The 12817-nt window shown below is 65.7% G+C and carries 15 protein-coding genes; 5 read left to right on the plus strand and 10 right to left on the minus strand.

Annotation, left to right across the window (positions count from 1 at the left end; genetic code table 11):
- Positions 1-68: 68 nt before the first annotated feature.
- Together KZZ07_RS04060 and mnmC2 are read right to left on the minus strand one after the other, a co-directional pair.
- Positions 69-938, minus strand: coding sequence for a DMT family transporter (locus tag KZZ07_RS04060; RefSeq protein WP_219512421.1), 870 nt, complete (start codon positions 936-938; stop codon positions 69-71).
- A gap of 47 nt (positions 939-985) precedes the next feature.
- Positions 986-1660, minus strand: a complete 675-nt coding sequence (gene mnmC2 / locus KZZ07_RS04065; RefSeq protein ID WP_219512423.1) for a tRNA (5-methylaminomethyl-2-thiouridine)(34)-methyltransferase MnmC2 — start codon at positions 1658-1660, stop codon at positions 986-988.
- A gap of 48 nt (positions 1661-1708) precedes the next feature.
- On the opposite strand from mnmC2, the gene KZZ07_RS04070 reads away from it, so the two are divergent.
- A complete protein-coding gene (locus tag KZZ07_RS04070) occupies positions 1709-2749 on the plus strand; it encodes an NAD(P)/FAD-dependent oxidoreductase (RefSeq protein WP_219512425.1) in 1041 nt (346 codons plus the stop codon).
- 549 nt (positions 2750-3298) lie between these two features.
- Here the strand turns inward: KZZ07_RS04070 and KZZ07_RS04075 are convergent.
- The 6 genes from KZZ07_RS04075 to ubiA all read right to left on the minus strand — a co-directional run bounded on the left by KZZ07_RS04075 (position 3299) and on the right by ubiA (position 8524).
- On the minus strand, positions 3299-3574 hold the full coding sequence (locus tag KZZ07_RS04075; protein WP_219512426.1) for a hypothetical protein: 276 nt from the start codon (positions 3572-3574) through the stop codon (positions 3299-3301).
- An 89-nt stretch (positions 3575-3663) separates the two neighbouring features.
- Positions 3664-4107: a MaoC family dehydratase gene (locus KZZ07_RS04080; protein ID WP_219512427.1), complete on the minus strand. Its 444-nt coding sequence runs from the start codon at positions 4105-4107 to the stop codon at positions 3664-3666.
- A gap of 104 nt (positions 4108-4211) precedes the next feature.
- The gene (locus KZZ07_RS04085) at positions 4212-5084 is read right to left on the minus strand and encodes a TIGR01459 family HAD-type hydrolase (RefSeq protein WP_219512428.1); all 873 of its coding nucleotides are present in this window, start codon (positions 5082-5084) and stop codon (positions 4212-4214) included.
- Positions 5085-5170: 86 nt separating this feature from the next.
- Positions 5171-5500: a hypothetical protein gene (locus tag KZZ07_RS04090; RefSeq protein WP_043136725.1), complete on the minus strand. Its 330-nt coding sequence runs from the start codon at positions 5498-5500 to the stop codon at positions 5171-5173.
- Complete coding sequence (locus tag KZZ07_RS04095) at positions 5493-7499, minus strand: OmpA family protein (protein ID WP_219512429.1); 2007 nt, start codon at positions 7497-7499, stop codon at positions 5493-5495. The genes KZZ07_RS04090 and KZZ07_RS04095 overlap by 8 nt, the downstream gene beginning before the upstream one ends.
- Positions 7500-7558: 59 nt before the next feature.
- Complete coding sequence (ubiA, locus tag KZZ07_RS04100) at positions 7559-8524, minus strand: 4-hydroxybenzoate octaprenyltransferase (protein WP_255564151.1); 966 nt, start codon at positions 8522-8524, stop codon at positions 7559-7561.
- An 18-nt stretch (positions 8525-8542) separates the two neighbouring features.
- Between ubiA and KZZ07_RS04105 the strand changes: the two genes are divergently transcribed.
- The 4 genes from KZZ07_RS04105 (at position 8543) to KZZ07_RS04120 (ending at position 12065) form a co-directional block, all read left to right on the plus strand.
- Positions 8543-9262: a 16S rRNA (uracil(1498)-N(3))-methyltransferase gene (locus KZZ07_RS04105; protein WP_300533142.1), complete on the plus strand. Its 720-nt coding sequence runs from the start codon at positions 8543-8545 to the stop codon at positions 9260-9262.
- Entirely contained in the window at positions 9259-10110 is an 852-nt protein-coding gene (locus KZZ07_RS04110) for a GNAT family N-acetyltransferase (protein ID WP_219512432.1), read from the plus strand. The genes KZZ07_RS04105 and KZZ07_RS04110 overlap by 4 nt, the downstream gene beginning before the upstream one ends.
- Positions 10107-10631, plus strand: a complete 525-nt coding sequence (locus tag KZZ07_RS04115) for a hypothetical protein (protein ID WP_219512433.1) — start codon at positions 10107-10109, stop codon at positions 10629-10631. The genes KZZ07_RS04110 and KZZ07_RS04115 overlap by 4 nt, the downstream gene beginning before the upstream one ends.
- Before the next feature lie 63 nt (positions 10632-10694).
- On the plus strand, positions 10695-12065 hold the full coding sequence (locus tag KZZ07_RS04120; protein WP_219512434.1) for a glutamate--cysteine ligase: 1371 nt from the start codon (positions 10695-10697) through the stop codon (positions 12063-12065).
- Positions 12066-12153: 88 nt separating this feature from the next.
- On the opposite strand, the gene KZZ07_RS04125 is transcribed toward KZZ07_RS04120, so the two are convergent.
- Entirely contained in the window at positions 12154-12342 is a 189-nt protein-coding gene (locus tag KZZ07_RS04125) for a hypothetical protein (protein ID WP_219512435.1), read from the minus strand.
- Positions 12326-12769: a DUF805 domain-containing protein gene (locus KZZ07_RS04130; RefSeq protein ID WP_219512436.1), complete on the minus strand. Its 444-nt coding sequence runs from the start codon at positions 12767-12769 to the stop codon at positions 12326-12328. Before KZZ07_RS04130 ends, KZZ07_RS04125 begins: the two co-directional genes overlap by 17 nt.
- Positions 12770-12817: the final 48 nt, after the last annotated feature.

The following is a 12817-nucleotide window of genomic DNA, read 5'->3' on the forward strand; positions in this document are numbered from 1 at the left end:
TTCGGTCCATTCACCCCCGGAGGTATTTTTTCGCCCAAAGAAACAGGGGTGACGGCTTCGGGTGACTCTCAGGTGTCTTTTTGACGCGCACGCCAGAGAGTGAACAGCCCGGCCGCAACGATCATCGCGGCGCCGAAGACCACGTTCCAGCGCAGCGTCTCGCCAAAGACGACTAGTCCCAAGGTGCTGGCAAAGACCAGTTGCAGGTAGGCAAAGGGCTGTACCGCGCTGGCCTCGGCCACCTCGTAGACGCGGATCATCAGGTAGTGTCCTGCTGCCCCGGTCAGGCACAGCAGACCCATCCAGGCCCAGTCCGGCCCTGTCATCGGTACCCAGAACCAGGCGCCGATCGCCGTGGCGACCACGACACCGGATACGCCGGTGTAGAAGAAGGACGTGGCGGAGCTGTCGCCTCGGGCCACGTAGCGCGTCAGCAGCGCGTAGAGTGCGAACATCAGCGCCGCCAGCAGCGGGATTGCCGCATAGGGTGAGAACACCCCGCCCGAGGGTTGCAGGATGATGATGACCCCGACAAAGCCCACCGCGATGGCCGTCCAGCGGCGCCAGCCGACATGTTCGCCCAGCACGGGGCCGGACAGTGCGGCCACAAGCAGAGGATAGGCGGCAAAGACCGCGTGGCTTTCGACCAGGCCCAGAAAGACGAAGGCCAGCACCATCACGTTGATCTCGACCACCAGCAGCGCGCCGCGAAAGACCTGCAACCAGGGGAAGGCGCTCTGCGCCGCCGCGCGCAGGCCCCCCGCCTTGCGGCCCGCCACGGTCAGCACGAAGGCGGCGAAGAACCAGTAGCGGATCATCACCACCATCATGACGTTGTATTCCGCCGCCAGGTGGCGCGAAATGCCATCCTGCAACGCAAAGACGAAGGTGGTGGCCACCATGAGCCAGATGCCGAGGCGCGTGTTCTGCTGAGCCATTGCGATATGTCCGGGGTCTCGCCGTCCCGATGGCCCCGCCGTGCGGGTCAGCCGGAGCGCGATGGTTTCAGGGCGGTCGTCATGTGACGTTTCCGGCCATAGCCCGCCGCGCGTGTGACCTCAAGCCCCGCATCCGCCAGCGCACGGCGCACGTGACCTGCCGCCGTGTAGGTGGCCGCCGTGCCGCCCGCGGTCATGTGCCGGGCAACCTGGGCCATCAGCTCGGCGTCCCAAAGCTCGGGGTTCTTGGCGGGAGAGAAACCGTCCAGAAACCAGGCATCGGCCAGCCCGTCCCAGCGCGGCAGGCTCTGGCGTGCGTCGCCTTCGATCATCTCGAACCGCAGGTCGGCCAGGTCAAAGCGTTTCCTGCCCCAATGTGGCGCCAGTTCGGTCGCAAGATCGGCGATTTCGGGAAAGCTTGCCTGTGCCCGGGTCATTTCGGCGGGCGACAGGGGAAAGGCCTCGAAGGTCGTGAAATGCAGGCGGCCACCCTGGCCCGACGCCCGCCAGAGCCGCAGCGCGGCGAGCAGGTTCAGCCCGGTGCCAAAGCCCAGTTCCGCGATGTGGAACCCCTCGCGGAACCGGCCCGGCAGCCCGTTGCCTGCCAGAAACACATGCGCGGTTTCAGCCAGCCCGTTTTCCAGGCTGTAATAGGGATCGTCGAAACGGGTCGAGACCGGGATCTCGTCCCGCCAGTCCAGATCGCTGCTCTGGTCGGGCATGGCATTCTTCCTTATCAACGGGCCGAGTTCTGACGAGGAGGGCTGGCAATGGCAAGCGTCGAGGTGACGGTGCGCGGGGCGGGGATATTCGGCCTGTCGGTGGCCTGGGCCTGCACGCGGCGGGGCGCGATGGTGCGCGTGGTCGACCCCTATGGTCCCGGGGCCGGGTCGTCGGGCGGGATCGTTGGCGCGCTGGCCCCGCATGTGCCCGAGAACTGGAACGAGAAGAAAGCGTTCCAGCTCGAGAGCCTGCTGATGGCAGAGGCGTTCTGGGCCGAGGTCGAGGAAACCGGCGGTGTCAGCCCCGGCTACGCCCGCACCGGTCGGTTGCAGCCCTTGGCGGATGCGGCGGCCATTGCCCTGGCAGAGGCCCGTGCCAAGGGGGCCGGGGCGCTCTGGCAGGGCAGGGCGCACTGGGAGGTGATCCCGGCCGAGGGGCGGTCCGGGCTGGCACCGTTCACCCCCACGGGCATGCTGATCCGCGATACGCTGACCGCCCGCATGTGTCCGCGCCGTGCCTGCGCCGCACTGGTGGCGGCGCTGCAGGTTTCTGGCGTCGAGATCGTGAAAGAGGCGCCGGACGAAGGCGTCGTGGTCTGGGCGACCGGCTGGCGGGGCCTCGGCGATCTGACCGAGGCCCTGGGCCGCAAGATCGGCGACGGGGTGAAGGGGCAGGCGGTGCTCCTGCGGTATCCGGCGCAGGGCGATCCACAGCTTTTCGTGGACGGGCTGCACATCATCCCCCATGCGGATGGGACCGTGGCCGTCGGCTCTACCTCGGAGCGCGATTTCGACGATCCGGTGTCGGTGGACGAGCAGTGCCAGGCGCTGGTCGACCGTGCCTATGCGGCAGTGCCCGCCCTGCACGGCGCCACCGTGTTGGAGCGTTGGGCCGGCGTGCGCCCGCGCGCCCGCTCTCGCGCGCCGCTGCTGGGGGCATGGCCGGGACGTGACGGGCATTTCGTGGCCAATGGCGGGTTCAAGATCGGCTTTGGCATGGCGCCCAAGGTGGGCGAGGTCCTGGCCGACCTCGTTCTGGAGGCGCGCGATACCATCCCGGCGGGCTTCGGGTTTGACCCGCTGAAGTAAGTTCCGGCTCATGCGTCGGCCTGTCGGGGATCGTGAATGCCACACTTCCACCTGTGCAGCCGCCAACCCGGGTGGCTGTTCGTCCAATTCGCAAACTCTGCCTGCCCGTGGAGCATGCAGGCCATCAGGCTGACGTCCTGGAACAGGACATGCCGTTCTTCACAATGATGACGATCAAGGATCAGGCATGTAACAAAGACCAACTCTAGCATGAAACGACCTCCGCAAAAATGTGGTGTCGATCCTTGGGCTCGGCCTTGGGGACATGTCCTGAAGAATTTCTGAATTTTGTCTGAAAGCCGCCGCGCCGGCGGCGTCCGTGCGCGTTAAGATTGCGCAGCTTCCGTCTCGCACGCGCATTCGATGAAGGGCACGCGTGCCTGCCGAACCTTGATGCCCAGGGACACAGTCAGCGCATCCAACCCTCTCCGGGTCTCCAGCGATATCCGGCCCGTGACTTGCCGTCCGACAAACCCGTTCCAAAACCGAATGTCACCGTGTCCGGATCACATTCGAGCCGGGCGAGGGCCTGTCCGTCCTTCGAGACGATCACACCGCCAAAGTTCCGCGCAGTATCGTCGGCATCGAGCTGACGTTCGACCTCGGCCAGGGCTGGTGGTCGAGCATGGCATAGGGTTCGAAAAGTTCCATCTCGGGGCGCCCCGGCGGGCCAAAGCGGTAGACGGCGGCGTCCTGTTCCGCGCAGATCTCCAGGATCTTTGGGGACCCTTCGATACGGCACTGGACAAAGGTGGCGTGGGGCGTGGAACAGTCGGCGACTGCCGGCCCGGCTGCCAGGTGGCACAGGGAAAGACAGCGGATCACGATCCCTCCCGGAAAATGAAACGTGCCGGACCATAGGTCCGGCACGCGGGGCGCTCCAGGCGCGGTCTCATGGCCCGAAGGCCGGCGTATCAGTCGAACTTGCGCGAGGGGGCCAGCACCTTGGCCTCGCCGATCAGGACTTTCTTGCCGTCCACCGCGCAATGGGTTTCCAGCGTGACACGGCGCTTTGCGTGGTCGATGTCGACGACCTTGACCTCGGCATAGACCATGTCACCCGGACGTACCGGCCCGAGGAATTTCAGCGTCTGGCCCATGTAGACCGTGCCGTGACCCGGCAGTTGCTCGCCGATGACGGCAGAGATCAGGCCGGCGGTCAGCATCCCGTGGGCGATCCGGCCCTCAAAGATCGTGTCCTGGGCATAGTCATCGTCCAGGTGCACCGGGTTCCGGTCGGTCGAGACCTCGGCGAACATCTCGATGTCCTGATCGGTCACCTGTTTGCGCAGGTACCGGGTCATCCCCATTTCGATGTCTTCGATGCAGATCGTGCCCCGGGGCATATTGTCCAACATCCGGCCCTCCATGTGCAAACCGTTCGGTAATAAATGCGCGGGTTGTTCGCGCTTTCGGTAATTTTATTACTTTGCGGTTGCAGCAAAGGCAAGCAAAATCTACCTCAGCGTAACGTGCCTATGGAAAAGCTGGGATTGATCATTTCCTTTTCGATATAGGCGTTTAGCGCGTCGGGATCGGGTTGCTGCGTCGTTTTGGTCTCTGCCCGTGCCAATCCGCCGCTGATGAAAAGGGAATCGATGTCCTCGCCCATCGCGCCGTCGATGTCGGTATGGGCGCCGTCCCCGATGGCCAGGATGCCGGCGTCCGGTACGCCCTTGCGGTGCGCGGCCAGGCGACGGCGGGCCAGGTCGTAGATCGGTGGATGCGGCTTGCCGAAATAGAGGCTCTCGCCGCCCATCTCGGAATAAAGTTTCGCAAGTGCCCCCGCACACCATTCACGCCGCTCACCCCGATCGACGACGATATCGGGATTGGCGCAGAGCAGCTTGAGGCCCTTCTGCTTGGCATAGAGGAACTCCGGTCGGTTTACCTCGGGGTCGGCATGGGGGTCGAAGGGGCCGCAACAGATGATGCCCTCGGCCTCGTCCAGCTCGACCTGCTCGATCTCGACCGGATCCTCGATGATCTTGAGCGGCTCGAAAAAGGAATGGTCAAAGGTCTGCCCCATGAACCAGACCTTGCGCCCCACGGCGCCACGGAACATCGCGGCGCGGGCACTGTCGCCCGAGGTGGCGATATCGTCCCAGGCGTCCTGCGGGACGCCGAAGCGGTCCAGCTGCTTGGCAACCTCATGGCGAGAGCGGGGGGCATTGGTCACGAGGATCACGCAGCCGCCGCGCTGGCGGTAGCCCTGCAGTGCCTCAACGGCCGAGGGGATCGCCTCCACGCCATTGTGGACGCATCCCCAGAGATCGACGAAGCAGGCGTCGTACCGGTCGGAGATTTCGGAAAGGGCGGTGATGATCTGGGTCATGTCGGCGGGTCCTCGTCGCGCGATTGTCGACCCGCTCATCCCATATACCGACCGCTCTGGAAAGGGCCGGCACCCTCAGGCCCGTTTCAGGCCTGCTGGTTCATCCGCTCGACATGGGCGCGCATTTCTTCGGCGTCAGAGCGCGCCTCGCGCAGCCCTTCCATCGCCGCCGAAAGTTCCGCCTCGGTCTGGGCCAGCTGGTTGGTCAGCTCGGCCTCGCGCTGTTGCAGGTAGGTGATGGCCTGGTCGCGGGTTTCCTCCGCCTCGTGCAGCTCCTGGCTCATCTTTTCCAGCTGGTCCATGTCGGCCTGGCTGACGCGCTTGAACCGATGCACCAGCCAATGGGCGAACCAGCCCAGCAGGAAGGCAACGAATAGGATCGCCGCGGTCGTCACGATGAATTCGGTCCTATTCATCCCCAGTTCCTCTGCCCTTTGGCGGCCTGATCCTGCCCAGTTCCGGATTCGGCTGCGCCTCTGCCGGTGCACCGGGGTCGATTGCGGGAGCCGCGTCCACCGTTTCCGGGTCGACGTCTGCCGCGACAGGATCCGGATCCGCAGCCGGGTCCGAATCGCCCGGTTCCACCCCTTCTTCGCCCTCTTCCGGTTCGGGTTTCAAGAGCTTGAATTCGATCCGGCGGTTGGCCTCGCGGCCTTCTTCGGTGCCGTTGTCGGCAATCGGGACGGTCTCACCATAGCCCTTTGCCGTGTAAGAGCGCGTGGGCACCCGCCGCGCACGCAAGGCGTCAAGGACAGCCTGGGCGCGGTCGCGGCTCAGTTCCTGGTTCATGATCTCGCGGCCCTGGCTGTCGGTATGGCCGCCGATTTCAAGCGCGATGTCGCCGCATTGCTTCAGCAGGTCGGCCAGTTCGTCCATGATATCCTCAGCCGAGGCATCCAGCCGGGCAGAGCCGGGTTCGAACGTGATCTTACGGTCGCCGATGATCTCGACGATCATCGCCTCGCATTCCTCTGGCGTGGGCAGGCCGGCGATCGGGTCCAGGGCTTCGACATATTCAACGTCGATGTCAAAGGCCGCGGCCTCGCCCAGCTTGGCCACCAGCAGGTCGGCAATCTGGGCGCTGGCCTCGGTGTTGCCGGTCTTGCCGGTGACGGTCACCAGGTCAGGGGTCACCGTGACCGCGCCATGTGACAACAGCGCCAGCGCGTCCAGACTGGCCAGCACACGCACCGTCCAGTCGCCGGGCACGCCCTCGGTGACGCGGGCCGCCGTATAGACCGCTTCGGAGCTGAAGAGCGCCCTTGCAAAGCTGTCCGCGGTGGCGCGCGCCTGTTCCGTGCCCAACCTGCCGCGCAGTTGCACGGCGCCTTCCGGGCTGAGCGTGGCCACGAAATCCGGCGCGCCCTCGGGTTCGGCGTCAGGCGGTTTGGGCAGGTCGGCGGTCAGCGCAAAGAGATCGGGCAGGGCCGCTTCCAGCTCGCCGACAACCCGGTCGAACAGCGCCTGGTTGGTGCCTTCCAGCGCCACAAGGGACACATCTGCATTCGAAAAGGTCAGCGTGCCGCCACCCAGTTCCGCCAGCTTGGCAATGCCGATTTCCACCGCGTCCGCCCATTTGCGTGATGGCACACCCAGCCCCAGACGGCAGCTGGCCTTGCCTTCCAGGCCCGCCTGGGCCGCCGCCCGCAGGATGCGGTCGCGACCGGTCTCGGTGTCGGCGGAGCAGGCGTCGAACCGTGCCCCCTCTTCGTCGATGGCAAAGCGCAGCGTGAAAGGAGAGATGACCGGGCGCGGGGCCGAGAAATCCATTGCCAGGCGCAGGTCCTGGGGCTTGCGCCGGGTCAGCGCGGCTTCCAGTCGGCTGCGGGCCTCGGGGCTTTCGGTCATGGCCTTGATCGCCACCTTGTCGGCGGCGACAGAAATCTTGGACCGGGGCAGGTCCTGAAGCGCGGTGGAGGCAAACTCCAGCGCGTCGGCCCAGCCTTCGGGGGCCGGGAAATCGGCGGTTTCCAGCAGGTCCATCACCTGCCCGTCGCCTGCAAGGCCGCGCAAGCTCTCGATCAGCGCGTCGCGGTCGGTGGAGGCCGGGACCAGCCCGATGACAGAGATCCCGGCATCGTTGCGCAGGATCTCGACCGAAAAGCTGGGCGGGGCGATTTTCTCCGGCTCTTCGACCAGCATCTGGTCGATCACCCGGCTGGCATCGACGACGCGGCCCGCCGCGCTCAACGCCTGGAACCGCGCCGCTTCGTCCGGGGCGGTGCCGAAAAGAAAGACCTGCAGGCCGTTGGTGTCGACCTCGGCCCAGGTCAGACCGTCCGAATCCAGTTCGGTCAGAACGCCGGTCAGCGAGGCGCGTTCCACGACGTTGCCGGCGATGTTTGCGGTCACGAGGCTGAACACGCCCGCCGCAGCGAAAATGCCACCAGTGATGACTAACGAGGAGAGGCGCATGGGCGCGGTATTTTCCTTGTTTTTTCGGAACTGATACGCAAGCGCGCCGGACGGTGCAATCAGACGATCAGGGCGATGGCGAAAAACAGCACAGGCAGCAGCCCGGCGTCCCGGTTGGATCGGAACAGGCTCAGCAACCGGTCATGATCGTCCATCTTCAGGCGCCGCAATTGCCAGACCATGTGCCAGCCCATTGCCCAGGGGCCGCCGATCATCAGGATCAGTGCCAGCAGGTTGCCCTCCGGCGCCGCTGCCACGATGGCCAGTCCCATAAGCGCGACCGAGGCCACTAGGAACCGGCGCAACCATTTCGGCGTGTCGTCCCCGAACAGCCGTGCGGTGGATTTGACCCCGATCAGCGCATCGTCTTCCTTGTCCTGGTGGGCATAGATCGTGTCATAAAACAGCGTCCACGCCATTCCGGCGAGGTAGAGAAGCACCGCCGGCAGTTCCAACCGCCCGCTGTGGGCGGTCCAGGCCAGCAAGGCGCCCCAGTTGAAGGCGATGCCCAGGAAGATCTGTGGCCACCAGGTAAACCGCTTGGCAAAGGGGTAAACCGCGACCGGCGCCAGCGACAGAACCCCAAGTGCGATGGCCGCAGGCGGAAAAGTGATGAGGATCAGAAAGGCCACCAGCGACTGAAGGACCGCCCAGGCCAGCGCCTGTTTCGTCGTCACCTGGCCAGATGGAATCGGGCGCGAGGCCGTGCGCGCCACCGATCCGTCTATCCCGCGGTCGGTGATGTCGTTCCAGGTGCAGCCAGCTCCGCGCATCAGCACCGCCCCGATGCCGCAGCCCGCAAAGATCCACAGGTCGAACCAGTAGGCCTGCCCGTTGTTGACCATCGACAACAACAGCCCCCACCAGCAGGGCAACAGCAAGAGCCAGGTGCCGATGGGACGATCCGCGCGACTCAGCCGCAGGTAGGGGCGCGTCCACTGCGGCGCCCAGGTATCGACCCAGTTGCCGCTGACCGCGTCACGGACCTGTCCTTCGGCCTCTGGTCTCTGATGCGTCCCGGACATATGGTCCCCTCCATGACGGTGACACCGAAAATCCGGCTCTTTGTAGAGCACCCTTTGGCCGAGGAACAACAGGTGACCCTGTCGCGGGAGCAGGCGCATTACCTCTTTGGGGTGATGCGGCTGACCACTGGCGCGCAGGTGGCCCTGTTCAACGGGCAGGACGGCGAATTCCGCGCCGAAGTCGTCGAGGCCGGCAAGCGCGGCGGCATGCTGGTCTGTCTTGACCAGACCGCGCCGCAGTCGATGCCGCCCGACCTCTGGCTGATGTTCGCGCCGATCAAGAAGGCGCGCACCGATTTTATCGTCGAGAAATCGGTCGAGATGGGCGCGCGCCGGATCTTGCCCGTCCAGACCAAGTTCACGAATTCCGAACGCATCCGTCAGGACCGGCTGCAGGCGCATGCCACCGAGGCGGCTGAACAATGCGGCGCCACCTTCGTCCCCGAGGTCACGGATCTGCACCGGCTGGACCGGCTTCTGGCGGACTGGCCGGAGGGGCGTCAGCTGATGTTCTGCGATGAGGCGCAGGCCGGGGCACATAGGCGCCTGCCTGACACCGATGCCCCCTGGGCGATTCTCATCGGCCCCGAGGGCGGGTTTTCCGATGCCGAACGCGCCCGGCTGCAGGCGCTGCCCTTTGCGCATGCGGTGGCGCTGGGCCCGCGCATCCTGCGTGCGGACACCGCCGCCGTGGCGGCGCTGACCCTCTGGCAGACCACGCTGGGAGACTGGCAATGATCCGCAAGGCCACGCCCGCCGACATTGGCCCGATGGCGGCCTTTCTCGACGCCCACGTCGAAACCTCGATGTTCCTGCTCGGCAACCTCGAGGCGCATGGCACCGAGGACGCGACCCATCCGCACGGCACCGCCTTTTTCCTGCGCGAAACCGGCGACGGCATCACGGGGGTCTTTGGTTGTACCAACGGCGGCTTCCTGATGTGCCAGCTGCCCGGCCTCGGCGCGACAGAGGCGCAGACATACGCCCATCTTCTGAAGGGCTATACGCTGCAGGGCATGACCGGCGATGCGGATCAGGTGCAGGTGATCCTGGACGCGCTGCCCGTTCCCGAGGAGGCCTGGCGGCTGAACCGGGTCGAACCGCTTTACCGGATGGACATCGGCGGACTGGCTTCGGACAGGACCGTCCGGCCACCGGCCGAGGCGGATGTGCCGCGGCTGACCGAGTGGTTCGCGCAGTACATGACGGAAACCGGGACGGCCCCGCCGGGCGAGCTGCAAGAGGCCGCTCTGCGCCGGGCCGAGATGGCCGTGGGCGCGCCGCGTATCCGAATCCTGAAGCGTGACGGCAATCCCGTGGCGATGGCTGCGATCAACGCAAAGGCCGGACAGGCGGTGCAGGTCGGGGGTGTCTTCGTGCCCACGGCCCTCCGGGGTCAGGGGCTGGGCGGGCAGGTGGTACAGGCGCTCTTGGCCGAAATGGCGGGGCAGGGCGCCACGACCGCCATTCTATTTGCCGCGTCGCCGCGGGCGGCAAAGACCTATGAACGCATCGGCTTTGCCCGTGTCGGCGGCTATCGCATCGCCATGCTGGACAAGGCCATCCTGCTGGGAGACCCCCGGTGATCCGCCGCGAAGCCGCCCAGACCCTGCGCCAGTGGCAGGAGGCGCTGATCGGGCTCGCCACAATGGCGCTGGGGGCCTATTGGGGGTTCTTCACCGGCGGCGGGCTGCTGCACTGGATCGGTTACCTGGTGATCCTCCTTGGCGTGGCCCTGACAGTCACCGGCGTGCAGCGCGCGCGCTTTCGCCGGGGCGGCGGCGGCCCCGGCGTGGTGCAGGTGGTCGAACGTCGTGTCAGCTATTTCGGACCGCTGTCGGGCGGGATCGTCGATCTGGACGCGCTTGAGGCGCTCAGCCTCGATCCGACCTCGGACCCGCCGGTCTGGCTGCTGATGGCGCCGGGCCAGCCGCGCCTTGAAATTCCCCTGACCGCCAAGGGCGCCGACCAGCTTTTTGATGCCTTCGCTACCCTTCCCGGCATTCGCACGGAACACATGCTGCGGCAAATGCAAGAGCGCGCGGCGCATCAAGTTGTCATCTGGCGCGCGCCTTCTGTGCGCGACGCCGCCAGAAGGCTGCATTGACACTCTGGCCGATTGGCGACAACAGATTAGGTTCACAAGCGCGAGCAGACCGGGAGCCCCCACATGTCCATTCCCCAATCCGGCGGCGGGCCGATCACCTCTCATGACCAATTGGCAGAGTACCTGGCCTCGGGCTGCAAGCCGAAGGATCAATGGCGCATCGGCACCGAGCATGAGAAATTCGGCTATTGCAAGGACACTTTGAACCCCTTGCCCTACGACGGCGACCGCTCGATCCGCGCGGTGCTGGAGGGGCTGCGTGACCGCCACGGCTGGGACCCGGTCAGCGAGGGCGGGCATATCATCGGCCTGAGCAAGGACGGCGCCAACGTGTCGCTGGAGCCGGGTGGGGCGCTGGAGCTGTCGGGCGCGCCGCTGGAAACCATCCACCAGACCTGCGACGAGGTGAACGAACACCTGGCGCAAGTGAAGGACATCGCCGACGAGATCGGCGTGGGCTTCATCGGGCTGGGCGCGGCGCCGATCTGGACGCATGAGGAAATGCCGCTCATGCCCAAGGGCCGCTACAAGCTGATGGATGCCTACATGGACAAGGTGGGCACCACCGGCAAACAGATGATGCGCCGGACCTGCACCGTTCAGGTGAATCTCGATTTCGAGACCGAGGCGGACATGGTGCAGAAGATGCGCGTGGCGCTGGCATTGTCCCCCGTGGCCACGGCGCTCTTTGCCAATTCGCCCTTCTTCGAGGGCAAGCCGGTGGGTGTGAAATCCAAGCGGATGCAGATCTGGGAGACGCTGGACGACTCGCGCACCGGCATGCTGCCCTTCGTCTTCGAGGACGGTTTCGGGTTCGAAGCATGGGTGGACTACGCGCTGGATGTGCCGATGTACTTTGTCTATCGCGACGGGGTCTACGTCGATGCGCTGGGTATGTCCTTCCGCGATTTCCTGGACGGCAAGCTGCCCGCCCTGCCGGGCGAGGTGCCGACGCTGTCTGACTGGGCTGACCACCTGACCACCGCTTTCCCCGACGCGCGGATGAAGAAATACATCGAGATGCGCGGCGCCGATGGCGGGCCGTGGCGGCGTCTGTGTGCGCTGCCCGCCTTCTGGGTCGGGCTGATGTACGACCAGACCGCGCTGGATGCCGCATGGGACCTGGCCAAGGGCTGGGACGCGGAAACGCGCGAGGCGCTGCGGCTGGCGGCAACGCGCGACGGATTGCAGGCCCAGGTCGGCAATATCCGGATGCACGATCTGGCGCATGAGGTGCTGAACATCGCCGAGGCGGGGCTCGTGGCGCGGGCGCGCCCCGGGGCCGGCGGCCTTGTCCCGAACGAGACTCATTTCCTGAACGCGCTCAAGGACAGTGTCGAGAGCGGCAAGGTGCCCTCAGACGAGCTGCTGGAGCATTACCACGGCGATTGGAACGGGGATCTGTCGAAGATCTACGGCGCGTATTCCTACTGAATCCTGCCGTCTGCGCGGCGACGGTGTCGCGAGCGCAACATGACTTGGCCGGGCGCTCTGCCCGGCCATTTCGCGTTGGGGAGCGCGCTTACTCTGCCGGGACCTCGGCCAGTTTCAGGACGTTGCGGCGGTAGTCGTCGCTGAGCTCTGCCTTGCGCTTTTCGACAACGGCGGGGGGCGGCGGCGCGTCGCTGTTCAGCAGGATGCCGTAGCTGTCCCACGCGGTGCTTTTCTTCGGCGCGCGCGCGGCTGGCCTTGGATTACACGACCTGCGCATCCGCGTTGCCCAGTTCCGGCGCGTCCGGTTCGCGCAGGGGGCGCATTGGCTCGCCAGGGGGCGGACCCCACTTGTTGCCGTCGTCCGACGGCTGGACCAACAGGTAAAGCATGATGAAGGAACCGACCAGCGGGACCAGCGCCATCAGCAGCCACACCCCGGATTTTCCGGTGTCGTGCAGGCGGCGGACCTGCGCAGACAACTGTCCGGCGATCCACGCCATCAGAACACCCAGAACGATGAACCCCGCGACGGGAATACCGCCGGTCGCTTCTGTCGGGGCGATCTGGGAAAGCGGTACAACGGCGAAAAAGAGCGCGACGGGCACCAGCAACTGGCCCCACCAGAATTCCGACCGGCTGGACCGTCCGCCAAAGTCGAACAGGCGGGTGAAAAAGCGCGCAAAGGCGATATGAGGCAAAACCATGCGATCTCTCCGTAGATGACACGTAATGGTTGCGTGTCATCCGGGGCG

The organism is Mameliella sp. CS4 (assembly GCF_019392335.1).
GTDB lineage: Bacteria > Pseudomonadota > Alphaproteobacteria > Rhodobacterales > Rhodobacteraceae > Antarctobacter.

Excerpts from the sequence above, each read along its gene's own strand:
- KZZ07_RS04060 (WP_219512421.1), bottom strand. The coding sequence starts at position 938 with ATGGCTCAGCAGAACACGCGCCTCGGCATCTGGCTCATGGTGGCCACC.
- mnmC2 (WP_219512423.1), bottom strand. The coding sequence starts at position 1,660 with ATGCCCGACCAGAGCAGCGATCTGGACTGGCGGGACGAGATCCCGGTC.
- KZZ07_RS04070 (WP_219512425.1), top strand. The coding sequence starts at position 1,709 with ATGGCAAGCGTCGAGGTGACGGTGCGCGGGGCGGGGATATTCGGCCTG.
- KZZ07_RS04080 (WP_219512427.1), bottom strand. The coding sequence starts at position 4,107 with ATGTTGGACAATATGCCCCGGGGCACGATCTGCATCGAAGACATCGAA.
- KZZ07_RS04085 (WP_219512428.1), bottom strand. The coding sequence starts at position 5,084 with ATGACCCAGATCATCACCGCCCTTTCCGAAATCTCCGACCGGTACGAC.
- KZZ07_RS04090 (WP_043136725.1), bottom strand. The coding sequence starts at position 5,500 with ATGAATAGGACCGAATTCATCGTGACGACCGCGGCGATCCTATTCGTT.
- KZZ07_RS04095 (WP_219512429.1), bottom strand. The coding sequence starts at position 7,499 with ATGCGCCTCTCCTCGTTAGTCATCACTGGTGGCATTTTCGCTGCGGCG.
- ubiA (WP_255564151.1), bottom strand. The coding sequence starts at position 8,524 with ATGTCCGGGACGCATCAGAGACCAGAGGCCGAAGGACAGGTCCGTGAC.
- KZZ07_RS04110 (WP_219512432.1), top strand. The coding sequence starts at position 9,259 with ATGATCCGCAAGGCCACGCCCGCCGACATTGGCCCGATGGCGGCCTTT.
- KZZ07_RS04120 (WP_219512434.1), top strand. The coding sequence starts at position 10,695 with ATGTCCATTCCCCAATCCGGCGGCGGGCCGATCACCTCTCATGACCAA.
- KZZ07_RS04125 (WP_219512435.1), bottom strand. The coding sequence starts at position 12,342 with ATGCGCAGGTCGTGTAATCCAAGGCCAGCCGCGCGCGCGCCGAAGAAA.
- KZZ07_RS04130 (WP_219512436.1), bottom strand. The coding sequence starts at position 12,769 with ATGGTTTTGCCTCATATCGCCTTTGCGCGCTTTTTCACCCGCCTGTTC.